The organism is Aeromonas aquatica (genome assembly GCF_000764655.1).
Lineage (GTDB): Bacteria > Pseudomonadota > Gammaproteobacteria > Enterobacterales > Aeromonadaceae > Aeromonas > Aeromonas aquatica.
The window spans coordinates 46,949-69,774 of the sequence record NZ_JRGL01000005.1 but is presented as its reverse complement, the minus strand read 5'-3'; the positions used below and the strand labels follow the sequence as shown (position 1 = coordinate 69,774).

The 22,826-nt window shown below is 61.9% G+C and carries 19 protein-coding genes; 9 read left to right on the top strand and 10 right to left on the bottom strand.

Annotated elements, in window-relative coordinates:
* Positions 1-377 precede the first annotated feature (377 nt).
* Genes LG30_RS0100325 through LG30_RS0100310 form a run of 4 tightly spaced genes read right to left on the bottom strand, consistent with a single transcriptional unit; the run spans position 378 to position 3,530 of the window.
* A complete protein-coding gene (locus LG30_RS0100325) occupies positions 378-1,538 on the bottom strand; it encodes a membrane protein (protein ID WP_033128719.1) in 1,161 nt (386 codons plus the stop codon).
* Positions 1,538-1,909, bottom strand: coding sequence for a GtrA family protein (locus LG30_RS0100320; protein ID WP_033128718.1), 372 nt, complete (start codon positions 1,907-1,909; stop codon positions 1,538-1,540). Before LG30_RS0100320 ends, LG30_RS0100325 begins: the two co-directional genes overlap by 1 nt.
* Complete coding sequence (locus tag LG30_RS0100315; protein ID WP_033128717.1) at positions 1,906-2,928, bottom strand: glycosyltransferase family 2 protein; 1,023 nt, start codon at positions 2,926-2,928, stop codon at positions 1,906-1,908. Before LG30_RS0100315 ends, LG30_RS0100320 begins: the two co-directional genes overlap by 4 nt.
* A 56-nt stretch (positions 2,929-2,984) precedes the next feature.
* Positions 2,985-3,530 carry a hypothetical protein gene (locus LG30_RS0100310; RefSeq protein WP_033128716.1) on the bottom strand — a complete coding sequence of 182 codons (546 nt, stop codon included), beginning with the start codon at positions 3,528-3,530 and terminating at the stop codon, positions 2,985-2,987.
* A 504-nt stretch (positions 3,531-4,034) separates the two neighbouring features.
* Between LG30_RS0100310 and LG30_RS0100305 the strand changes: the two genes are divergently transcribed.
* From LG30_RS0100305 to LG30_RS0100295, 3 genes are all read left to right on the top strand, one after another.
* Entirely contained in the window at positions 4,035-5,519 is a 1,485-nt protein-coding gene (locus tag LG30_RS0100305; RefSeq protein WP_033128715.1) for a L,D-transpeptidase family protein, read from the top strand.
* Between the two features lie 149 nt (positions 5,520-5,668).
* A complete protein-coding gene (mepK, locus tag LG30_RS0100300) occupies positions 5,669-6,214 on the top strand; it encodes a peptidoglycan L,D-endopeptidase MepK (RefSeq protein ID WP_033128714.1) in 546 nt (181 codons plus the stop codon).
* 189 nt (positions 6,215-6,403) lie between these two features.
* Complete coding sequence (locus LG30_RS0100295; RefSeq protein ID WP_033128713.1) at positions 6,404-6,655, top strand: hypothetical protein; 252 nt, start codon at positions 6,404-6,406, stop codon at positions 6,653-6,655.
* Positions 6,656-6,748: 93 nt separating this feature from the next.
* On the opposite strand, the gene LG30_RS0100290 is transcribed toward LG30_RS0100295, so the two are convergent.
* Complete coding sequence (locus LG30_RS0100290; protein WP_033128712.1) at positions 6,749-7,363, bottom strand: trimeric intracellular cation channel family protein; 615 nt, start codon at positions 7,361-7,363, stop codon at positions 6,749-6,751.
* Positions 7,364-7,498: 135 nt separating this feature from the next.
* Entirely contained in the window at positions 7,499-8,263 is a 765-nt protein-coding gene (gene cysZ / locus LG30_RS0100285; RefSeq protein WP_033128711.1) for a sulfate transporter CysZ, read from the bottom strand.
* Positions 8,264-8,475: 212 nt separating this feature from the next.
* On the opposite strand from cysZ, the gene LG30_RS0100280 reads away from it, so the two are divergent.
* From LG30_RS0100280 to ligA, 3 genes are all read left to right on the top strand, one after another.
* The gene (locus tag LG30_RS0100280; protein ID WP_033128710.1) at positions 8,476-11,847 is read left to right on the top strand and encodes an AAA family ATPase; all 3,372 of its coding nucleotides are present in this window, start codon (positions 8,476-8,478) and stop codon (positions 11,845-11,847) included.
* Positions 11,848-11,862: 15 nt separating this feature from the next.
* Positions 11,863-12,996: a cell division protein ZipA gene (zipA, locus tag LG30_RS0100275; protein ID WP_033128709.1), complete on the top strand. Its 1,134-nt coding sequence runs from the start codon at positions 11,863-11,865 to the stop codon at positions 12,994-12,996.
* A 101-nt stretch (positions 12,997-13,097) separates the two neighbouring features.
* Positions 13,098-15,242 carry an NAD-dependent DNA ligase LigA gene (gene ligA / locus LG30_RS0100270; RefSeq protein ID WP_081965919.1) on the top strand — a complete coding sequence of 715 codons (2,145 nt, stop codon included), beginning with the start codon at positions 13,098-13,100 and terminating at the stop codon, positions 15,240-15,242.
* Between the two features lie 61 nt (positions 15,243-15,303).
* Here ligA and LG30_RS0100265 read toward each other — a convergent pair whose 3' ends face one another.
* Complete coding sequence (locus tag LG30_RS0100265; protein ID WP_033128707.1) at positions 15,304-16,281, bottom strand: ABC transporter substrate-binding protein; 978 nt, start codon at positions 16,279-16,281, stop codon at positions 15,304-15,306.
* A 432-nt stretch (positions 16,282-16,713) separates the two neighbouring features.
* On the opposite strand from LG30_RS0100265, the gene nrdD reads away from it, so the two are divergent.
* The 3 genes from nrdD to LG30_RS21225 all read left to right on the top strand — a co-directional run bounded on the left by nrdD (position 16,714) and on the right by LG30_RS21225 (position 19,828).
* Positions 16,714-18,831: an anaerobic ribonucleoside-triphosphate reductase gene (nrdD, locus tag LG30_RS0100260; RefSeq protein ID WP_033128706.1), complete on the top strand. Its 2,118-nt coding sequence runs from the start codon at positions 16,714-16,716 to the stop codon at positions 18,829-18,831.
* Positions 18,832-18,917: 86 nt separating this feature from the next.
* Entirely contained in the window at positions 18,918-19,433 is a 516-nt protein-coding gene (nrdG, locus tag LG30_RS0100255) for an anaerobic ribonucleoside-triphosphate reductase-activating protein (RefSeq protein WP_033128705.1), read from the top strand.
* Between the two features lie 224 nt (positions 19,434-19,657).
* Positions 19,658-19,828, top strand: coding sequence for a YqaE/Pmp3 family membrane protein (locus tag LG30_RS21225; RefSeq protein ID WP_033128704.1), 171 nt, complete (start codon positions 19,658-19,660; stop codon positions 19,826-19,828).
* A gap of 98 nt (positions 19,829-19,926) precedes the next feature.
* Here the strand turns inward: LG30_RS21225 and LG30_RS0100245 are convergent, their stop codons facing one another.
* The 3 genes from LG30_RS0100245 to LG30_RS0100235 all read right to left on the bottom strand — a co-directional run bounded on the left by LG30_RS0100245 (position 19,927) and on the right by LG30_RS0100235 (position 22,822).
* Positions 19,927-20,286, bottom strand: coding sequence for an MliC family protein (locus LG30_RS0100245; RefSeq protein WP_033128703.1), 360 nt, complete (start codon positions 20,284-20,286; stop codon positions 19,927-19,929).
* Between the two features lie 109 nt (positions 20,287-20,395).
* On the bottom strand, positions 20,396-21,268 hold the full coding sequence (locus tag LG30_RS0100240) for a beta-1,6-N-acetylglucosaminyltransferase (RefSeq protein ID WP_033128702.1): 873 nt from the start codon (positions 21,266-21,268) through the stop codon (positions 20,396-20,398).
* Between the two features lie 525 nt (positions 21,269-21,793).
* Positions 21,794-22,822, bottom strand: coding sequence for a DUF2955 domain-containing protein (locus tag LG30_RS0100235; protein WP_033128701.1), 1,029 nt, complete (start codon positions 22,820-22,822; stop codon positions 21,794-21,796).
* Positions 22,823-22,826 lie beyond the last annotated feature (4 nt).

Below are 22,826 nucleotides of genomic sequence, written 5' to 3'. Positions count from 1 at the left end.
GCCCTTGTCCAGCATCAGCGCCTCGGCCACCGGCTTGCCATCCACATAGAGGTGGACCGCCGGTGCGGCCAGTGCCTGGCCGACAAACAGTGGCGTGGTCAGCACGGCGAGCCACAGGGGCGAGAGGCTGCGATCGAGGCGAACAGAGGGGCGCATAAGCCATTCCTTGAGCTGAGGGTGAGCAGGGTTCCGTTAAGGCACTCATTCTAGGGGGCATTGCGAGGGGACATGGATCGGCAAAATTCCGATTTGTGAGGTCAGTTCAAATGGTTACGTTTTCAAGCGGCGCAAAGTGTGACGCCTGCGGTGCTGGTCTCTGAGCGAGGCCCATAAAAAATGCCGGTCATGGGACCGGCATTGTCGGATTGGGGTCTTCGTCAGACGGTGAAGAACTTGAAGTTGACGAAGGCCACCGCGATGAAGGAAGCAACCATGCCGCTGACACACAGGATGGCCGGGCGGATGGCAGGCCAGCGATGGGCCAGCAGTACGATGGCCAAGAGGGTCGGGTAGAGGCCGAACATGTAGCGCGGCATCGCATTGAGCCCTGTCATCAGCGGTATGGTGCAGCAGATGAACATCAGGGTCGCTTCGGCCCAGCGCTTCTGGCTGAACAGATAGCCGTTCAGGCACCAGCCGAAGATCACCATGATGGAGAGGTAGGCCTTGCGGCCGCCGAGCTCGAAGCCGCTCAGCCACCAGTCCAGCGGGCTGTCCATGTAGCGGCCCCAGGCGACCTGGATGTGCTTGAAGGCGAGCGCATCCCCGGTGAGGTGATAGAGATAGACCATGTAGGCGAACAGGCCGAACGGGATGACCCAGAGGGTGAACACTACCTTGAAGGCCCGCTCGGTGAAGCGGAAGAACTCGCGCCAGCCATAGGCCTGCAGCGCCAGGATCAGCACCGGGAAGACCATCATCACCCCCAGGTTGCGAGTACCCGAAATGAAGACGCCGAACAGGGCCACCATCAGCCACTGTTCCCGATAAGCAAACAGGAACATACCCAGCATCAGCGCCATGAACATGGGCTCGGTGTAACCGGACACGAAGTAGGCGGAGAAGGGGGAGAAAGCCAGCAGCCAGACCCCGAAGCGGGCGGTCTCATCCCCCAGCTTGAGTTGGCGCAGCACCAGCAGCATCAGCGGCAGGCTGAGGAAGAAGGCGATGTTGGCCACCAGCATCAGGCCGATCAGGCTCTCTATGTTGAGCAGGCTGGAGAGTGCCCCCGAGATCATCGGGTACAGCGGCATAAAGGCCCAATTTGCCGCGTTGCCCTTGCTGAGCCAGCGCGGATAGAGGTCATAGCCGTTCTCGATGATGCGCTGGAACCAGACGCAGTCGAACTGGCAGTACGCCTGCAGCGGGCCGATACCGGGGACGCCGTAAAGCTGGACGCCGAAGTAGCCCATGCCGTAGAGGGCGGCTCGGCTTAGCACGAAGGCGGCGATGATCATCAGCCAATCGCGGCCGCTGATCCGTAAGGAAGGACGATAGGGGCCCGCGGTGGCGGGAGTCGGAATTGTCATGTCATTCATCAGGCAAATACCCAGACGCGAGAGAGGATATAGGTGAGCACGGTCACCGTCAGGGTGGCGATCACCACGGGCAGCAAGCCGGAGAGGCCCGCAAACAGCAGGCCGCTCAATAGCAGGTTACGCACCGCCAGGGAGAAGAGGGCCACCAGCAGGAACTTGCCGGCCGCTCCCTGCTTCTGGAAGGTGATGTAACGATGACCAAAGAAGGAGAACCAGAACGCCACCGCGAATGCCAGGGTGGTGACCAGGTGTTCCGAGATAGTGGGCCAACTGCGAAACAGCGCGAACGAGGTGCCAAGATCGACGAGGGTAGCTCCCCCGCCGACGAAACCAAAGCGAACCAGACGCCAGAATTCCTCACGGGAGATCATTGAGGCGTCGGCTCCTGCTTGTCTGCATCTTGTGCGCTGTCAGCCTCTGGAGCTTTGTCGGCCGCCGGCTTGGCATACTGGCCATAGACCCCTTCGATGAGGTAAACGGGGCGCTGCTTCACCTCGACGAACATGCGGCCTATGTATTCGCCGATGATGCCAAGGGAGAGCAGCTGGATGCCGCCGAGGAACAGCATCACCGACATCAGGGAGGCGTAACCTGGGACGTCTATGCCGAAGAACACCACCTGGGTGATGATCTTGAGGATATAGAGGAAGGCGATGAGGGAGACGCCGACCCCGACGTAACTCCATACCCGCAGCGGCCAGCTGGAGAAGCTGAGCAGGCCGTCGAGGGCGAAGTTCCACAGCTTCCAGTAGTTGAACTTGGTCTCACCTGCGTGGCGAGCGGGGCGCTCGTAGGGCACGCCGACGGCGCGGAAGCCCGCCCAGGCGAACAGCCCTTTCATGAAGCGGTTGCGTTCAGGCAACTGCTTGATCGCCTCGACCACCTTGCGATCGATCAGACGGAAGTCACCGGCGTTCTCCGGCAGCTTGGTGCTGGTGGAGAGGGCGTTGAAGAAGCGGTAGAAGCCACCGGCGGTCAGGCGCTTCATCGGGGTGTCGGCACTGCGATCCACCCGGATGCCGAAGACGGTGTCGTAGTCACCGGTCTGCCACAGCTTGACGAATTCCAGGATGAGGGCGGGGGGATCTTGCAGATCCACGTCCATCGGGACGATGGCATCGCCTCTGGCATGATGCAAGCCGGCGGTCATGGCCGCTTCCTTGCCGAAGTTGCGGGCCAGGTTGACCAGGGTGACGCGGGGATCGCGGGCGATGGCCTGCTCGACCACTTCGCGGGTGCGGTCGCGACTGCCGTCGTTGACGAACACGATTTCAAGCTGGTCTTTGAGCGGGGCCAGTTCGTCATCTATCGCGCTGATGAAGGCGTCAATGCTCTCTTCCTCGTTATAAACGGGGACGACCAGAGAGAGTCGAAAATCGGCACGGGACATGGGAACTTCCTTATTAAAGAATTATTTAATAAAACAGATTCTTATCGTTTTTAGCTTCACTGGGCGACGGTCAGACGCACCGACTGGACGTTGAGCGGTGTCGGGGCGGACAAGGCCAGGAAGTTGGGGCGCTTGGGATCGGCGGTCAGGGACTCGCCCGGCAGGCTGAGACGGATCTCGTTGATGCCCGCCTTGGCCAGTTTGACCGTGGTGGTGAAGTCATGACCCAGGGCCACCTTGAGCAGGGTACCTGCCTGCGGGCTGTTGATCCTGGCCTGGATGGTGAGCTGTTCCGGTTGCGCCTGCTGCTTGGGCAGCACGAAATAGAGGCCACCCTGGCCGCTGAGTTCGGTGCCCTCGGCGCTCGGCTTCTTGGCCCAGCCTTCGCTGGAGAGGAAGCGGCTCGGTTTGGTCAGGTTGAGTTCGTTGCCCGGTTGGTAGGTCATGCTGGAGTTGTGCTCCCAGAAGCGGGTCTTGCCTTCCAGGTAATAGAGCTTGTAAGCCAGGCTCACGTTGGGGTGAGCGGCCAGATAGAGGGTGTAGAGGTAAAAACCGCTCAGTGCCAGGATGGCAGCCAGAAAACCAAACTTTTTGTAGGTCATATTACTCACTCGACGCCTGACGGATGGGTAGGCAGATTTCGCGCATATGCTAATCCAATTGCAAAAAAAGCATAGTAGATCACAAAAATATATTTGCTCAGATATTAACCCCAATATCCCTGCTCACCAAATGCCTTTGGCACCTTGCGGATCCTCGTGTGGCGACAAGCATCCGCATGCCTGGACACCGGCAGCGGCGAGTGGCGAGGCTCTGATCTTATCAGGCAAATGACTGATATTGCACATCGCTGTGGCAGGATCTGTCGTCATTTACCAAAAGTAGCTTATAAAATGATGAATCCCGTCGTCAGGAGAGTCGGGAGCGCGGTAGCCGGCAGGTTTTTTCCCGACAGCCCATGGCCGGCGCCCCTGGCAAGGGAGTCGAGCAGGCGCCTATCTGGCGCCGTGACGCGCCCGCACGCTAGCAAAGTCAACGCCATTCACGCATCATGGGTTTCTGACCGTTGCGCCTGACAGGCCGAAGTGAACCGTTTTGAGGTAAGCATGGGTAAGAAGTATTGGTTGGCATTGGCGAATCTTATCTGGCTGGGTTGCTGGCCGGCTGGCATGGCGCATGCTAGCGAAGGGCAAATCGTGGTGGCCAGCCCCAGTGTCCAGCACGATTGGTATCAGAGCAGCACCGCGGAGCAGGCGCGCCACGAGCTGGAGAGCCAGTTGCAGGAGGCGGTGCTCGCCCAGTTGCACCCGGATTTCTACCGGCTCTGGCAACAGTTGCAAAAAACCCCGACTGACAAGCGCGGTGCGCTTTACGATGAAGCCTTTGGCAAGCTGGCCCGTTTTCAGCAGGCTTGGCGCGCCATGGATCTGGTCGCCCGTGAGCAGATGCAGACCCTCAAGCTGGACTTGACCAAATCCCTGGCCCACGAGGCGGTTGGCGACAATCTGCTGGATCAGGTCAAACAGCTCAGGCCACAGGTCGCCGAGTATGAGGCGGTGCGCGGGGAAGTGCGCAAGCTGCTGGCCATGCCCATGGCCAAGCACTGGCCCAATCTGGACATACCGACCCTGCGCTCTGGCGAGAGTTCGACCGAGCTCGGTCAGATCCGCGCCATCCTCAATGCGTTGGGGGACGGTGCCCCGAGCAGTGATGAGGAGGTCATCTATGATGCGGACACCGAAGCCGCCATCAAGCAGTTCCAGCGCCGCCACGGTCTGACCGCCGATGGCATCATTGGCCGTCAGACCCGCTCCTGGCTCAACACCGGACCGCAAGTGCGCGCCAGCCTGCTGCTGCGCAATCTGTGGCGCCGGGATCTGGTAGATCAGCTGGCCGGTCGCTATGTGCTGGTCAACATCCCGGATTACCGCCTGAGCGTGGTGGAGTCCGGCAACGAGGTCTTCACCAGTCGGGTCATCGTCGGCAAGGAGCAGCGGGCTACCCCCATCCTCGCCAGCGAGATCCGCTCCATCGTGCTCAATCCGGCTTGGCACGTGCCGCGTTCCATCCTGAGCAAGGACATTCTGCCCAAGCTGGGGCGGGATCCGGCTTACCTCGATCGGGAGCAGTTCGAGGTGATCGACGGTGAGGGCAATCCGGTGCAGTTCAGTGAAGACGGCTGGCACCAGGCGTTGGCATCGGGCTTCCCTTACCGGTTGCGGCAAAAGCCCGGCGATCATAATGCGCTGGGTCGTTACAAGTTCTACCTGCCCAACAACGACGCCATCTACCTGCACTCGACGCCGCGCAAGGCGCTGTTCGAGCAGGGGGCACGCGCCTTCAGCTCGGGCTGTATCCGGGTCGAGCATGCGGACGATCTGGCGGAGCTGTTGTTGGCGGATTCCCGCTACCAGCCGGACAAGGTCGCCAACATCCTGAAGGAGACCCAGACCAAGTGGCTGCCGCTGACCAGCCCTATCCCGGTGTTCACCGTCTACTGGAGCAGCTGGATCGATGAAGAGGGGCGCCAGCAACTGCGCAATGACATTTATGGCTTCGATCGAGTTAGCTTCCAGAGCCGCTTGTTGTGATCCTCGCCACAGAGTGAAAAGCCCGGCCCATGCCGGGCTTTTCTATGGGCGATTGCGGTTTGACAGGGCTTTTATCGACGGGTAGTTTCAGGTGTCTGTATCAAATTTACTCATCAGTTTTACTTAACTATGCGATGGACGGACAACGGATGCTGGAACAAGAGATAAGCCGACGCCGTCTGCTGCTGGGAGCCGGTTGCCTGATGGGGGCCAGCCTGTTGCCGTCCCCGGCCATGGCGAGCCGCAGTACCTCGGGGCGTGAACTCAGCTTCTTCAACCTCAATACCGGCGAGCGGGTCCAGGCCAACTATTGGGAGAATGGACGTTACCTGAGCGACGGTCTGGCCGAGCTCAATCATATCTTCCGCGACTATCGTCGCAACGAGGTGTTTAACATCGACAAGAAGCTGTTCGATCAGCTGTTTCTGTTGCAACACAAGCTGGGTCGCCAGGGCGAGATCCAGCTCATCTCGGGTTACCGCTCTCCGGCAACCAATCGCCAGAAGCGTCAACGCAGTCGCGGCGTCGCCAAGCACAGCTATCACACCCTGGGACAGGCGGTGGATGTGCGCATCCCCGGCGTGCAGTTGGCACACCTGCGCAAGGCGGCCCTGAACCTCAAGGTGGGCGGTGTCGGTTACTACCCGTCGGATAACTTCGTGCACCTCGATACCGGCCCGGTTCGCAGCTGGTAAGTTGCGGTAAGGGTCCGCAGCCCGTCACTTGTCCAAATACGGTGATACCGACCTAGTACAGGTCGCTGGCAATACGGGTCTATTGTGCCTTGTTTTTCGATACGGCAACCCCGATCCCTGACAGGTCGTCGCTGGCAAAGGGGGGAGCCGAGCTGCTAGGCTCTGGGCACTAACCTAGAGGAGAGATAGATGAAGCATATTCTGATCGGCGGGTTGATCGCGCTGCTGTTGACCGGGTGCAGCAAGCTGAACCGGGAGAACTATGACAAGCTGAAGATGGGGATCAGCTATGCGGAGGCGGCCAGCATCCTCGGCAAGGCTGAGAGCTGTGAGGACAAGCTGGGGACTACCAGCTGCATCTGGGGTAAGGATAACAAGAACATCAAGATCCGTTTCATCGCCGACAAGGCGACCTTCTTCAGTTCGGAAGGGATCAACTGAGCTAGTCTTGTGTTGTCATCACCAACAAAAAAGCGCCTTCGGGCGCTTTTTTGTTGGTGATAATAAGGTCAGTATGGTCAGAAGCTGGCGCACTCAGTGAGTGGCATATTGGTAGTTGAAGGTGGGCAGCCCCCACTTGAAGCGCACCGCCAGCAGCCGCAGCACGAAGCCGACGCCGATGGCCCCGAAGGCGGCCCAATCATTGGGCAGCCCCTGATCCAGCGCGAGGCAGTAGAGGGCGGCGGTCACCAGGGAGACGGCGGCATAGAGCTCGCGCCGAAACACCAGGGGGATGCGCTGGCACAGCAGATCCCGCAGCACGCCGCCGAAGACCCCGGTCACCACCGCCATGATGCAGGCGATACCGGCCCCGTGACCCATCTCCAGCGCCCGGGCCGCGCCGAAGATGGAAAACACCACCAGCCCCAGGGCATCGAGGGCCATGAACAGCTTGCCGAGATAACGCATCAGCGGTGCCGAAATGACGCCCACCATGGCGGCGCCAGCCACCAATAGTACGTATTCGGGGTGCTCCACCCAGAGTAGGGGATAGTGTCCCAGCAGCACATCCCGGATGGTGCCGCCACCTATGGCGGTCGCCGAGGCGATGATCACCACGCCAAACAGATCCATCCTTCGCCGACCCGCCGCCAGCGCGCCTGTCATCCCTTCGGCCACCAGGCCGAGCAAGAAGAGTGCATGTAACATGAGATATCCCAGGGTGCGAGAAAGGCCCGCATCCTAACAAGCCTGTACTGGCTGGACAAGCACTCTCACATTGGCATTAGATTAAGTAATGAAAAGGGGGCTTTCGCCCCCGTTTTTTGTTATCTCAGAGCCGGCCTAGCGGCGCAGCTGCTCGGCCCGGTATTGATCCACCCACATGGCGGTAGCGCCACAGATGGCGACCGGCATCACGAACAGGTTCACCACCGGAATGGCGGAGAAGAGGGTGACCAGGGCGCCGAAGCTCAGGCACTTGCCGCGGCGCTGCTTGAGGGCGTCTCGCATGGTGATGAAGTCGATCTTGTGGTTGTCGAACGGGTAATCCACATACTGGATCGCCATCATCCAGGCGCTGAACAGGAACCAGAGCACGGGGGCGAGCGTCTGGCCGACCACCGGGATGAGGAACAGGATCAGGCAGCCGATGGCCTTGGGCAGGTAGTATTTCAGCTTGGTCCACTCACGGCCGAAGGTGCGCGGCACGTCCTTGACCACGTCCAGCATGCCGGTATCGCTCACCGTCTCACCGGTGAGCACCTGCTCCACCTTCTCCGCCAGCAGGCCGTTGAAGGGGGCCGCGATCCAGTTCGTCACCGAACTGAAGATGAAGGAGAACACCACCAGTATGGTGACCAGGGCGATGGGCCACAGCAGATAGTCGAGCCAGCTGAGCCAGGACGGGATCTGCTGGTGCAACCAGGCAAACAGGCCATCGAGTTGCAGCAGGAGCGCATAGAAGGCGCCGGCAAACAGCACCACGTTGACCAGCAGGGGGATCAGCACGAAGGTGCGGATGCCGGGTTGACGGATGAGCGTGAAGCCGCGCAGGAAGTAGTCTGCGCCGCTGACCGAATCTTTGGCAATGTGGGGGGATTGGCTCATCGGAGCTCCATCTGTTAACGGGAAACTGCCTGCATATTACAAACAAGCCTTTGATTTGGTAAAGTCGCCTGTCCATTCCTCTTCCTGTCCGGTGCCTTCGGATGTCGGACGTTGATGGACAAGTGCCAGCCGATGACCAGCCGACGCTGAGTTGGATTGGGTCAAGCCGGCAACCCGCCTCTCCCTTTATTTTGTTACCCAGATAGGCCCTCATGCGTCTGAAATTGATCAAACTCGCCGGTTTCAAGTCGTTTGTCGAGCCGACCCGCATCGAGCTGAGTGCCGACATGACCGCCGTGGTCGGGCCCAACGGCTGCGGCAAGTCCAACGTCATCGATGCGGTGCGCTGGGTGTTGGGGGAGAGCTCGGCCCGCCATCTGCGCGGCGAGAACATGACGGACGTGATCTTCAACGGCTCTCTCAATCGCAGCGCCCATGGTCGCGCCTCGGTGGAGCTGGTGTTCGACAACCCCCACAACCGGGTGCCCGGTGAATTTGGCCGGTTCAGCGAGATCTCGGTGCGCCGGGAGGTGCTGCGCGACGGCTCCAATCACTATCAGATCAACGGCCAGAAGTGTCGCCGCAAGGACGTCACCGATCTCTTCCTCGGCACCGGCCTGGGGCCGCGCAGCTACGCCATCATAGAGCAGGGCACCGTCAGCCGGCTGGTAGAGTCTCGCCCGGCCGACCTCAAGTTGTTCATGGAAGAAGCCGCCGGGGTTTCCCGTTACAAGGAGCGGCGTCGGGAGACGGAGCAGCGCATCCGTCACACCCAGGAGAACCTGGAGCGGCTCGGCGACATTCGTGGGGAGCTGGGCTCGCGCCTCGAGCACTTGCGGGCGCAGGCCGAGACCGCCGAACGCTACAAGCAGCTCAAGGGCCGTTCGCGCGCCGCCCGCGCCGAGCTCATCGGCTCCGAACTGTGGGCGCTGGAGACCCGGCTCGGCGAGGCCAAGGCCGAGCTGACCCAGGCCGAGCAGGCGCTGGCGGCGCTGGATGCCAAACGCACCCAGGACGAGGGGCGCCACGTCAGCCTGTCGGTGGCACGTCAGGAGGCCCAGGCCGAACAGGCCAGCCGCCAGCAGCAGATCTTCCTCGGTGGTCAGGCCATCGCCCGTCTCGAACAGCAACAGCTCCATCAGAGCGAACTCGGCCGCGACTGGCAGGCCAGGCGTGCGCTGCTCGGCGAGCGGATCGAGGGCATCAGGGCGCAGCTGGCGAGCCAACACGAGCAGCTGACCGAAGGCAGCCTCAAGGGCGAGCTGGAGGCTGCGCGGCTCGAGCAGTGTGAGCAGTTGCTCACCGACCAGCAGGCACTGCGTCTGGCGGCGAGCGAGCAGCTGGAGCTGGCCCGCCAGCGCCAGCAACAGTGGCAGCAGCAGCTTGGCCAGTTGCAGGGGCGGCTCAACCAGACCCGGGCAGAGGTGAACGGCCTGCAGGAGCTGCAGGCGAAGACCCGGCTGGCCAGGCTCAAGCTGGAGGATGAACAAAGCGGTCCACTCGATGGGGCGGAAGAGTTGCAACCCAGGCTAGACGCCCTGGCCGCCGAGCTGGAGCTCAGCCGTGTCCGACAGGCCGAGCTGGAGGCGCAGTGGCAGGGGGCGGTGGCCCGTCACGAAGAGTGCAAGAGTCAGCAGAGCCGACAGATTGGCTTGCTGCGGGAGCTGGAGGCCCGCCTCACCACCCTCGATCAGATCCTGGGGGAACAGATGCAGGGGGCCAACCTGGCGGATCGCCTGCAGGTGGCGCCCGAGTGGGCCCAGGCACTGGACAAGGTGCTCGGTCGCTGGCTCACCGCCCAGCCAAGCGACGAGTGCAACCTGGAGCAGAGCGGGCTCTGGATTGGGCCGGCCCAGCCTGCTGTGCCCGGCACCCTGGCGGCCCGGCTGGCGGGCGAGCACATTCCCGCCTTCCTCAATGCCATCTGGCTGGTGGCAGGCAGGGAAGAGGCGCTGGCCCGCCAGTCAGGCCTCTCGGCCGGTGAGTCACTGCTGACCCCTGCGGGGGACTGGTTTGGTCCGAACTGGGCCGATCTCGGTCAGGGTGGGGGCCTCGGCACCCTGGCGCTGCTCGGTGAACGTGAGCGATTACACACCGAGCTGGCGGCGGGCCAGCAGGCGCTGGTCCAGTTGAATGAACAGCTGAGGGAGGCCGATGCCGAGCGTGCCCGGCAGCAGGAGGCCCATAAACTGAGCCAGCGCACCCTGCGCGAGCAGGAGCAGCGCTGGCAGCAACTGCGCGAAGCCTGGAGCCTGCAGGAGGGCCAGCGACAGGCGCGGTTGCAGCGCCTCGGCCAGCTCGGCGAAGAGTTGCTGCGCCTTGACAGGGAGCAGGCCGACGAAGCCCAGAGACTGGCGAAAGCCAGGACGCAGCTTGAGCTCGATGAGGCGCACCTTGCCGAGTTGCAGGAGCAGGGGGAGCCGCTTGCCGAGGCGTTGTTGCTGGCCCAGGAGCGGGTCGGCAGTGCCGAGCGGGCGCTGGAGGAGGCGCGGCTGCGGCGCGAGCAGCAGCAGGCCAGCTGCCAGCGCTGGCAGCTGGAACAGCAGAATCTGTCCCAGCTCATCGCCCTGCGTGAGCAGGAGCTGGCTCGGCTCGGGCTGGAGCTTGCCGAGCTGAAGGGGCCGGATGCGCAGGCGGTGCAGGACATCTCCCCCCTACTGAGCGAGCAGCGCAGCCTGGAGGCGCAGCAGCTGGCCTGCCATCAGCGGCTCGCCGAGTTGGAGACGCAGCTGAGCGAGCTGGAGCAGACCCGCAGCAGGGATCACAAGCAGCTCGTGCAGATCCAGGAGACGCTGGCAACGCTGCGGCTGGAGCGGGAGCGCAACCTGACCCGGCGTCAGGGCTTGCACGAACAGTTCGAGGAGCTGGGCGTGCGCTTGATCGATCTCGATCAGGCGGTGCTGATCGCCGCCGATCGGGGCAAGTTGCGCCAGGAGATCCAGACCCTGGAGACGCAAGTGGAGGCACTTGGCGCCATCAACCTGGCGGCGCTGGAAGAGTATGAGGAGGCGAAAACCCGCTCAACCTATCTCGAAAACCAGTGTCAGGATCTGGAGCAAGCGCTGGAAACTCTGAGCCAAGCCATTAAAAGAATTGATAAAGAAACACAAATACGCTTCCGCGACACTTTCGATAAGGTCAACGAAGATTTAAAATCCCTGTTCCCAAAAGTATTCGGGGGGGGCAGTGCCTGGCTTGAGCTGACCTCGGATGATCTTTTGGAGGCCGGAGTGAGCATCATGGCAAGACCTCCGGGCAAGAAGAATGCTACCATTGCCCTGCTTTCCGGGGGGGAGAAGGCGTTAACCGCCCTTGCGCTGGTTTTTGCCATCTTCAGACTCAATCCAGCGCCCTTCTGTTTGCTGGATGAAGTGGATGCACCGCTCGACGAAGTGAACGTGGGTCGCTTCTGTTCTCTTGTCAAAGAGATGTCGAGCACAGTACAGTTCGTTTATATCAGTCATAACAAGGTCTCCATGGAGATGGCCGAACAGCTGATTGGCGTCACGATGCAAGAGCCCGGGGTTTCGCGCATAGTGTCGGTCGACATCGGTGAAGCCGTCGCTTTGGCTGAGCAAAACTAGAAAGAGAAGCAGCTAATGCAGGAATTGCGTTACATCTTGGTTGCCCTGGGCGGAATTGCCATCGCGGCATTGCTCATTCACGGGTTGTGGAGCAACAGAAAAAACCGTCAGGCACCGATCAAAGAGAAACCAATGGGCCGGATGGAATCCAAGTCACGGGAACGCGACAACGATTCCTTCGACAAGGATGGCGTCGGTCAGGTACGTGTGGTCAGCGGGGGGCGTCGTGCCGAGCCCAAGCTGCACAACGAAGAGGCTCGTCAGCCTGACGTCAGCCGTCGTGCCGCCGTTCCCGCCTTCGATGACGAAGACGATGAGGTCGACGAGCTGCCGCCGCCCGTGGTTCGCAAGCCTGCTGCCCGCCCGGTAGCGCCGCCCCCCGTCTATGAAGAAGACGAGGAGGAGTATGACGCGCCGACGGCCGACCCCCTGGAAGAAGTGCCTGCCGCACCGGTACGCAAGCCTGCCCAGGTGATCCGCCGTACCCCGGTGCATCGCTCCCGTCCCCAGCGCGAACCCATGATGCAGCCGCTCGATGAAGAGCCGCTGGTGGAGCCAGCCTACGCCCAGGCGCCAACCTTCGGCGCACGCGAATCTGCCCCCGTACAGCAGCCCCGTCAGGCGGCGCCGGTTCCCGCTTATGAAGAGCCAGCCTACGACGACGAGCCGGCCTATGATGCCCCCGTCGTGGCCGAGCCCCGCTTTGAACAGCCGCCGGTCGAGAAGATCTGGCAGGATGTCTATGTCATCAACCTGATGGCACGCCCAGGTCACGATCTGCAAGGCGCGACCCTGCTCTCTTCCCTGCTGGCGCTTGGCTTCAAGTTTGGCGAGATGGATATCTTCCACCGTCACGAGGATCTGGGTGGCAAGGGTGAAGTGCTCTTCTCCATGATCAACATGGTCAAGCCGGGTACCTTCAACCCTTACCGCATGGAGCAGTTCAGCACCCCGGGTGTCTCCCTGTTCATGCAACTGCCCCTGCGCAGCAACGCGGCCTTCGCCTTCGAGCACATGCTGCAGGCGGCGGACCAGCTGGCGAGCGATCTCGACGCCATGCTGACCGATGCCAGCCGCAGCCCCCTGAGCGACGACGACATCGCCCGTTGCCGTCACGAGCTGGCGGCCTACGAGGCGAGCCGCGACTAAGGCGTCCTGCGGGTCGATGAGAGTAAAAATGCGGTACCCAGGTGCCGCATTTTTGTTTGTATGGCTACCTTCTTATTTCAATCACAGTCCGAGACTTCTCCATGAGCGACATCCTCTCCCGCCACCGTCAACTGTGTGAACTACTGACTGACTACGGCCATCAGTACCATGTACTGAAAAAACCGACAGTATCGGATGCCGAATATGACCGATTGAAGGGGGAGCGGCTTGCCCTTGAATTGGCTCATCCTGAGCTCCGCCATGGCCAGCTCAGTGAACTGCTTACTGACTACGGCCATCAGTACTATGTGCTGGACAATCCCACAGTACCGGACGCCGAATACGATCGCCTGATGCGCGAGTTGATCGCGCTGGAAGCCGAGCACCCCGAGCTGAAGACTCCGACCTCCCCCAGCGTGCGGGTCGGCGGCCAGCCGCTCTCGGCCTTCAAGCAGGTTCGCCACGAGATCCCCATGTTGAGCCTGGACAACGTGTTCAGCACCGAGGAGCTGCTGGCGTTCGAACAGCGCATGGGCGATCGCCTCAAGCGCGAGATCAGCTTCCTGTTCTGCTGCGAGCCCAAGCTCGACGGTCTGGCCGTCAGCCTGCTCTATGTGGATGGCCAGCTGGTGCAGGCCGCCACCCGGGGGGATGGCGCCAGCGGTGAGGAGATCACCGAGAACGTGCGCACCATCAAGGCTATCCCGCTCGCCCTGCGGGGCACCGGCTGGCCCGCTCGCTTGGAGGTGAGGGGGGAGGTCTTCATGCCCAAGGCCGGCTTCGAGGCGATGAATGCAAAAGCCCTGGCCGCCGGCGAGAAGGTGTTCGTCAACCCGCGCAACGCCGCGGCAGGCAGCCTGCGCCAGCTCGATTCCCGCATCACCGCCAGCCGCCCCCTGAGCTTCTACGCCTATGGGGTCGGGATCGGCGGTGATGAGTTGGGGAATTCCCACTTCGGCCGTCTGAAGAAACTCAAGGAGTGGGGACTGCCGCTCAGCCCCGAGGTGAAACTCAAGGAGGGCGCCGCCGGCTGTCAGGCGTTCCATGACGACATCCTGGCGCGCCGCGCCGCGCTGCCCTACGAGATCGACGGCGTGGTCTACAAGGTGGACGACATAGCGCTGCAGCTGGAGCTCGGCTTCGTGGCGCGGGCCCCGCGCTGGGCCACCGCCCACAAGTTCCCGGCAGAAGAAGAGATGACCCTGCTGGAAAACGTCGAGTTTCAGGTTGGCCGCACCGGTGCCGTGACCCCGGTGGCCAAGCTCAAACCCGTGTTCGTCGGTGGTGTCACCGTCTCCAACGCCACTATGCACAACGCCGATGAAATTGAACGCCTCGGGGTCATGATCGGCGATACCGTGATCGTGCGCCGGGCGGGGGACGTGATCCCGCAGATCGTCGCCGTGGTGGAGGCCAAGCGCCCGGCCGACGCCCGCGAGATCCTGTTCCCCAGCCAGTGTCCGGTGTGCGGCTCCGCCCTGGAGCGGCTGGAGGGGGAAGTGGTGACCCGCTGCTCCGGCGGCCTGTTCTGCGAGGCCCAGCGCAAGGAAGCGATCAAGCACTTCGCCGCCCGCCGCGCCATGGACGTGGACGGTCTCGGCGACAAGATAGTGGAGCAGCTGGTGGACAAGGGGCTGGTGAAGACGCCGGCAGATCTGTTCCGCTTAACCGCTATCCAGCTGGCGGGGCTCGAGCGGATGGGGCCAAAGTCCGCGCTCAATCTGGTGGCCGCCATCGATGCGGCGCGCAGCACCACCTTGCCGCGCTTCCTGTTTGCACTCGGCATTCGCGAAGTGGGGGAGGCGACCGCGCTCAACCTCGCCAACCACTTCCTGACCCTGGATGCCCTGCGCGCCGCCACTGTCGAGCAACTGCTGGCGGTGGCAGACGTGGGAGAGGTGGTGGCCAAGCACGTCTACTACTTCCTGCGCCAGCCCCACAACGTCGAGGTGCTGGAGGCCTTGCTGGCCGCCGGTATCCACTGGCCCGCCATCGAGAAGAAGGCTGCCGCCGAACAGCCGTTCGCCGGCAAGACCTTCGTGTTGACCGGCACGCTCACCCAGCTCTCGCGGGGCGATGCCAAGGCGGCGCTGCAGGCGCTCGGTGCCAAGGTGGCGGGCTCGGTCTCCGCCAAGACAGATGTGCTGGTGGCCGGTGAGGCGGCCGGCTCCAAGCTGGCCAAGGCCCAGGAGCTGGGCATCACCATCTGGACCGAAGAGGAGTTACAGGCGGCGATCCAGCCCTGATGGGTTGTGGATAGCGCCAAAAACAAACCCGGCTCATGGCCGGGTTTGTCATTTTCAGGGATCAGTTGTGCCATTGGATCTTCGTCTGCCACTTCGGCGGCACCTCGAGCCGCCAGCGTGCCAGCTCGTCCCGGCTGAACACGTACTCACCGCGCAGGGCGGCGCGCGGTGACAGGGCGCCGGGGGTGGTGCCCGCCAGTATGGTATTGACCAGCTCCGCCGCCTTTTCCCCCTGCGCGTGGCCGTTGAGCACCAGGCCGCCAATGGCCCTGCCCTTGCCGACCGAGAACTCCCAGAAGGAGAACAGCGGGACCGGGCTGTGCTGGTTGGTCCATTCGATCACCTGCTGCTCGCTCACATGGGCCCCCTGCTCGTCCACCAGGGTGTGGTAGAGGCCGATGAAGAGCGCCCCGTAGCCGCGCTCCCTGCTGGTGAGCACTATCTCTTGCCAGCGTTTGTAGTCGTCGATTTGCTGGTTGCTGACCAGGGTATGACCAACCCGTTGATCCGTGCTGCCGTTGAATTCATCTTCGATGGCGGTGCGCGAGACCTCGCTTTTATCGAACAGGACAAGCGCCTTGTCGAGCCCCCCCATCAGCTGGCTCATCTCGCTGATGTTGCGTTTGAGCAGCGGTCGCTCCAGCACGCCGGTGATGTTGGGGTGACCGACCAGCCCCTTGTGGCGGGGGTTCTCGTTCATGCCGAGGAACACCACAGGGGTGCCCTGGGCCGCGATCCTGCGGGCGAGGGCATTGATGGCATTGTCGTCGCCGAGCACCACCAGATCCGGTTTGAGCTGCCGGTAGGCGTTCATCGCCCGCTCGGCGATCTGGGCCAGCTCCTGACGGGGCTGGCGCTTGGTGTCCATGTAAAAGTAACTGAGCTGATGGTCCCCCTTGAGATGCTCCTTCAGGCTGGCGCTATAGCTCTGATCCCACAGATTGGCGGGATGGTAGCTGCTGATCACCAGGATCTGGGCGGCCTGGAGCGGGAAAGGCAGCAGAAGTACTAGCAGTAGCCACAGCTTGGTCACATTCATTCTCCGTTGGCGGAAGACTGCCCCCATTATGTGTGTTTTGTGCCAAACCTGCCTTGGTCAATTGTTGTCGGATGACAACGCGGTGACGTCGGCAGCCCGATCGGACGCCAGCCCGCACCCCGTCTGGGATCGCCTCGAAGGGGCGTTTTTTTGACTGGTCGTGAACTGTTCCACTCCTCTCAAAACCTGTTCTGGATCAAGAAATGCGGTATCGCTTTGGTGCCTAATAGACACCACATATAGGGTTGCATTCAAAAAAAACACCCATATATTGTGTTGTTAAGCTGTGTATAAGCTGTTTCCTTCTCATCGTCAGCCCAGGCTTGTCAAGTCTCGGCTGAATTTATTTGCGCCGGGGACCGGGCGTGGAGGAGGGGACCCAACAAGGGTAAGCCGAGGGCGATAGCCTGGCCTTTAAAACGGGGAAAACGCATGAAACCGGTTGTGATCAAACGTGATGGATGTCGCGCACCATTCGATGCCCAGCTGATTGCCGAGGCGGTGGGCCGAGCGGCAGAGGCGGTCGGCCAGGCCAATCCGGCGCTGGGTGAGCGGGTTGCCACCGCCGTCAGTCAGGAGCTGGAAGGGCGCGGTGAGGTGGACATCCACGAGATCCAGAACCGGGTCGAGAACCATCTGATGGCGTCCGACGACAAGGCCATTGCCCGTGCCTATATCGAATACCGTCACGACCGGGATCAGGCCCGCGAGGCCCGTGGCCGCCTGGCCCAGGAGATCCGTGGCCTGGTGGAGCAGACCAATGCGGCCCTGCTCAACGAGAACGCCAACAAGGATTCCAAGGTGATACCGACCCAGCGCGATCTGCTGGCCGGCATCGTCGCCAAGCACTACGCCATCAGCCACATGCTGCCCCGTGACGTGGTGCAGGCCCACGAGAGCGGCGATCTGCATTTCCACGATCTCGACTACTCCCCCTTCTTCCCCATGTTCAACTGCATGCTGATCGACCTGCAGGGCATGCTGACCCATGGCTTCAAGATGGGCAATGCGGAGATCGACACCCCGAAATCCATCAGCACCGCCACCGCGGTGACTGCCCAGATCATCGCCCAGGTGGCGAGCCACATCTATGGCGGCACCACCATCAACCGCATCGACGAGGTGCTGGCGCCCTATGTGACCATCAGCTGGCAGAAGCACAGAGAAGTGGCCGAGGAGTGGGGCATAGCGGACGTGGACGCCTATGCCATGGCCCGCACCGAGAAGGAGTGCCACGACGCCTTCCAGTCGTTGGAATACGAGGTGAACACCCTGCACACCGCCAACGGCCAGACCCCCTTCGTCACCTTCGGCTTTGGCCTCGGCGACAGCTGGGAGTCCCGCCTCATCCAGCGTGCCATCCTCGGCAACCGCATCGCGGGCCTTGGCAAGAACAGGAAAACGGCGGTGTTCCCGAAGCTGGTGTTCGCCATCAAGGATGGCCTCAACCACAAGCCGGGGGATCCCAACTACGACATCAAGCGGCTGGCGCTGGAGTGTGCCTCCAAGCGCATGTACCCGGACATCCTCAACCATGACCAGGTAGTGAAGGTGACCGGCTCCTTCAAGACCCCCATGGGCTGCCGCTCCTTCCTCGGCGCTTATGAGGAGAATGGCGAGCTGATCCATGAAGGACGCAACAACATAGGGGTGGTGAGCCTCAACCTGCCGCGCATCGCCCTGAAATCCCGTGACGAGGCGGATTTCTGGGACAAGCTGGATGCAGCGCTGGCGGTCGCCAAGACGGCGCTCATGTATCGCATCGAGCGGCTCGACGGCGTCAAGGCGCGGGTCGCCCCCATCCTCTACATGGAGGGCGCCTGTGGCGTGCGGCTCAAGGCCGACGACAACGTCAGCGAGATCTTCAAACATGGCCGCGCCTCCATCTCGCTCGGCTATATCGGGGTGCACGAGACCATCAATGCGCTGTTCGGCACCGACACCCATCTGTTTGACAGCGAGGCGCTGCGCCAGAAGGCCATCGCCATCATAGCGCGGCTCAAGGCGGCGACCGACGAGTGGAAGGAGGAGACCGGCTACGGTTTCAGCCTCTACTCCACCCCGAGCGAGAATCTCTGCACCCGCTTCTGCCGCATCGACGCCAAGGAGTTCGGCGTGGTGCCCGGGGTGACCGACAAGGGTTACTACACCAACAGCTTCCACCTCGATGTGGAGAAGCAGGTGAATCCTTATGACAAGCTGGACTTCGAGGCACCCTATCCGCCCATCGCCAGCGGCGGCTTCATCTGTTACGGCGAGTACCCCAACATCCAGCACAACCTGGAGGCGTTGGAGAACGTCTGGGACTACAGCTATGACAAGGTGCCCTACTACGGCACCAACACCCCCATCGACGAGTGCTACGACTGCGGCTTCACCGGCGAGTTCGAGTGCACCTCCAAGGGCTTCACCTGCCCCCGTTGCGGCAATCACGATCCCGCCAAGGTGTCGGTGACCCGCCGGGTGTGCGGCTACCTCGGCAGCCCGGATGCGCGCCCCTTTAACGCGGGCAAGCAGGAAGAGGTCAAGCGCCGCGTCAAGCACATGTAAGGCCGGTTGCTGGCGGTGAGATGGCTCCTGCTGAGGAGCCATTTTTATTGGCGGGCGTGATGTCCGTGACGGGTTGAGGAGAAAAGATGCACTACCACCAGTACTACCCGGTCGATGTCATCAACGGGCCAGGCACTCGTGCCACCCTGTTCGTGTCGGGCTGCGAGCATCAGTGCCCCGGTTGCTACAACCAGGCCACCTGGCGGCTCGATGGGGGCAAGCCGTTCGACCAGGTCATGAGCGATCGCATCATCAACGATCTCAACGACAGCCGCATCAAGCGCCGTGGCCTGTCGCTCTCCGGCGGCGATCCGCTCCACCCTGCCAACGTCCCCCATGTGCTGATGCTGGTGAAACGGGTGCGGGCCGAGTGCCCGGGCAAGGACATCTGGTGCTGGACCGGCTATCTGCTCGGCGAGCTGTCGGCAGCCCAGCGTGAGCTGGTGGCCCTGCTGGATGTGCTGGTCGACGGCAAGTTCGTGCGGGGGCTGGCGGATCCCGGCCTGCTCTGGCGTGGCAGCAGCAACCAGCAGATCCACGATCTCAACGCCTGGCGTGAGAGTATGGAAGAACGGATCCCCTGCGTGACGCTGGTGCGCTGACTGGGATTATCTGACCCCTATTTCGATGTCTGGCGAGAGGGAACGGGAGAACGGATCCCTTGTGTGGCTCCAGTGCGGGTGCGCTGACCGCAGCCAGCTGAACCCTGGCTCAATGCCAGGCGAGAAACGAGGGAAAGGATCCCTGTCGGGTTTGCAGTTGCAGGCAAGGCTGTTTATGGTTAGCCCATCCGAATCACGCGACATCTTTCATGAGGAACCATGAGATGAACAATCTGCTCAAGATCCTGCTGGCCATCTTCCTGCCCCCCGTGTGTGCTTTTATCCAGGTGGGGTTGAGCCTCCATTTCTTTATCAACATAGTGCTGACCCTGCTCGGCGGTCTGCCCGGCATGGTCCATGCGCTCTGGCTGGTAGTCACCGACAAGCGTGCCTGAGCCATCAGGTGCGCAAGAAGGCCGGCCTTTCAATAACAAACACCCCGGCCTGGCCGGGGTGTGTCGTTTAGGGGAAGTGCAGCGCCGCTGGCTGCCGATCACTGCTCTTTGCAGTCGTTATAGAGGCTCTGCCACTCGCCATCCTTGTCGCGCATCTCCACGAAGCCCTCCTTCCCCTTGTTCCACCAGACCACCTCGTGATCGTCGGTATAGCGGGCGCCGGACGCTGAGACCGCTTGCGGCAGGGTGTAGTCCTTGCCATCGGGCAGGGACAGTTTGATGAAGTTCAGGCTGTCGTCCGAGAGAGCGAAGTAGCGCACCTGTACCTTATTGTTCTGCTCACAGAGGTAGGTGATGGGGTCGCCGCCGGTCACGCTCAAGGTGGTGGCCCCGCGTTCGCAGCCGCTCAGCAGGGTCAGAGCCGTGATGCCCAGCAACAGAATATTGGCGTGTTTCATCTTGGGTTCTCCATCGGTGTCATCCGGGCTTGAGCCTACCAGCTTGTTCCCAAGTCGCAATCTTCCCGGGGGTGGATTGCGTCGATAAGTGTCCGGATGAATCACATCATCAGACCAACGCAGCCTGTCGGATGACAGGTGTGTCGAAGGGGCATCTCATGGCGCGCTCCAGGATATCCAGGATGTCGCTGTCGATGGTCTCATCAAACTTGCGGGCGAACAGGTGCTCGCTTTGCTGCAGGGCGTCGGCATCCTGCACCGTGTAATCGCGCGGGCGCAGCTTGATGTCACCCATGGGGATCCAGTCGATGGCACGCTTGTCATCGTTGACTATCTGCCCCTGATAGCTGGTGTTCATGATCACCGTCTGGAAGAAGCCCTCGTCGGCGATCAGGGTGTGGCGGTAGAAATCCTTGAAACGATCGACCTCGGGGCTGTGGCTGACGAATTCACAGAAGGCCCGGCTCAGGATCATCCACTGGTTGCCAATGTAGGGGGTCACGCCTGCCAGGTAGGGGCGGGTCTTCACCGGTTCACACACCAGCTCCGTCGCGGTTTCGGTCACATAGTGATCGATGCGGTGCAGGGTGTCCGGTCTGTGCTGACGCTGATCCGCGACTTTGAGAAAATCCTTGCCCTTGTGAGCGCGCAGGAAGTCGTGAATGTCGCGCTGGGAGCGCAGCGGGAAGTCCTGGGCGCTCAGATTGATGAAGAACTCCCACTCCTTTTTTTGCTCCAGCAGCGCCGCAATGCCGCGCAGCTCCACATCCACCAGGCTGTAGCCGCCCCAGAGCGCATTCTTGCTGGGTAGCAGGCCGGCGTTGGGGTAATCGGCCAGAAAGCGGGCTATCTCCTGCTGCAGAGCCGGGCCCGAGCGCTTGTCCACGTGGATCAGGTAGTGGTTGCTGTCGTGGTAAATCGCCTTGAACAGACGCTTGAACTGACCGGGATAGCGATGAACCAGAATGAGGTAGGCAATCATGGCAGTTGTCCTGTGTTGGCGGCAGGGCTGCGCCAAACAGAAAGTGCCTCAGGCGGATGGCTTGAAGCTGGTTCCCGTCGGGATGGCCGCTGTCGCAGTAAAAAAGAGTGGATAGCAGATAACAACAGTGAGAACAGGCTGCGGCAGGGAGGGATGCGCCTTATGGCATCGGGTCAATACAGCGGGTCCGGCGACGTCGGGTTGAGGGTGAGAGGTGGGCAAGGGCTGCCCTGGCTGGCGACTCTTTTGCATGACAAGCCTGTCATCAGGTGCAGAGCGCAATCGGCCGGTGAGTGAGGGGCCACAGTAGCACGGTTCGGGCCAGCGTCGTCATATATCGCCGGTGCCGCAGAAAAACCATTCAATGGAGTCCAAGTCTGGCTTCGACGTCCCATACCAGCCCTTACCAGCATCGTTATCGTTGTCGTCAGACAAGAAGGGTCGATCTGCAACACGCGAGCAAAAAAACGCCCCGCAGACGTGGCGGGGCGAAAGGCAGCAGATCCTTTGCTATTGGAAAAGGGTTCAATAACCGAATCGGGTCGCCTCGAAGCGGTTGAGCAGACGGTGGATGAGATAACAGGCCAGCAGGGTGGCGACGATGGCGAACAGGATGCTGCTCACCCGGTACAGGGCGCTGAACACCAGATCGTTGCCCGGGGTCAGGTACTGGCCAAACAGAATGCCGAGGGTGGTGAGGGCGCCGAAGCCGACCCCCGAGCCGCTGGCCTCCTTCACGTGGGCATGGCTGAACAGCATGGCGCCGAGCCAGAGCAGGGGGGTGACCAGCAGCAGCAAACCGGACCAGTCGTACAGCACCAGCTGGCCCAGGATGCCGAAACTCACCCCCAGCAGGGTGCCCATGGCGCGCTTGCGGGCGTAGCTCAGCGCCCCGTCCCAATGCATGGGGAACAGCACCAGCAGGGTGGTGGCCTGGGCGGACATGGAGTCGCGCAGATCGAACAGCTGGAATACCAGGAACGACAAGGTAGCGATGCTGGCGCCGAGCAGCGCCTCGTGCCGCATCCGGTGCGGGGCCTTGGGGGAGGCGGCGGGTTTGGGCCGCTCCTCCACATCCGGGATCAGGGCCGTCATCAGGTAGGCGATGAGCACCGACAGGACGCTGGCCCACAGGTTGCTGAAGATCAGATCGTTCAGATCGGTCTGGGGGTAGCTGGCAAAGTGCAGCATGATGCTGAGGCTCAGCACGCCGTTGGCGCCGAACAGGAACAGGCTGCCGCGGGACATGGCGGCGAAACGGTAGAGGAACAGCAGGAAGACGATGGGGGTCATCAGGCCGGGATGGCCACCGAACAGGCCGCCGAGCAGGCCGACCTCCAGCCCGCACGACGCGGCGGACGCGATGAGCTGGCGCGCGGCGTGACCGTTCATCACCGGTATCATCCCCAGCAGCAACACAGGGGTGACGGTGAAGAAGACCCCGTTGCTCCAGCCGAAGGTCTTGCAGAGCAAGAACCCCAGGGTGCAGCCAAAGGCGATGCGCAGGCACTGGCGCAGCTCGTTGGCGGTGAGGGGCCTGTGCCACAGGTTCATGGTC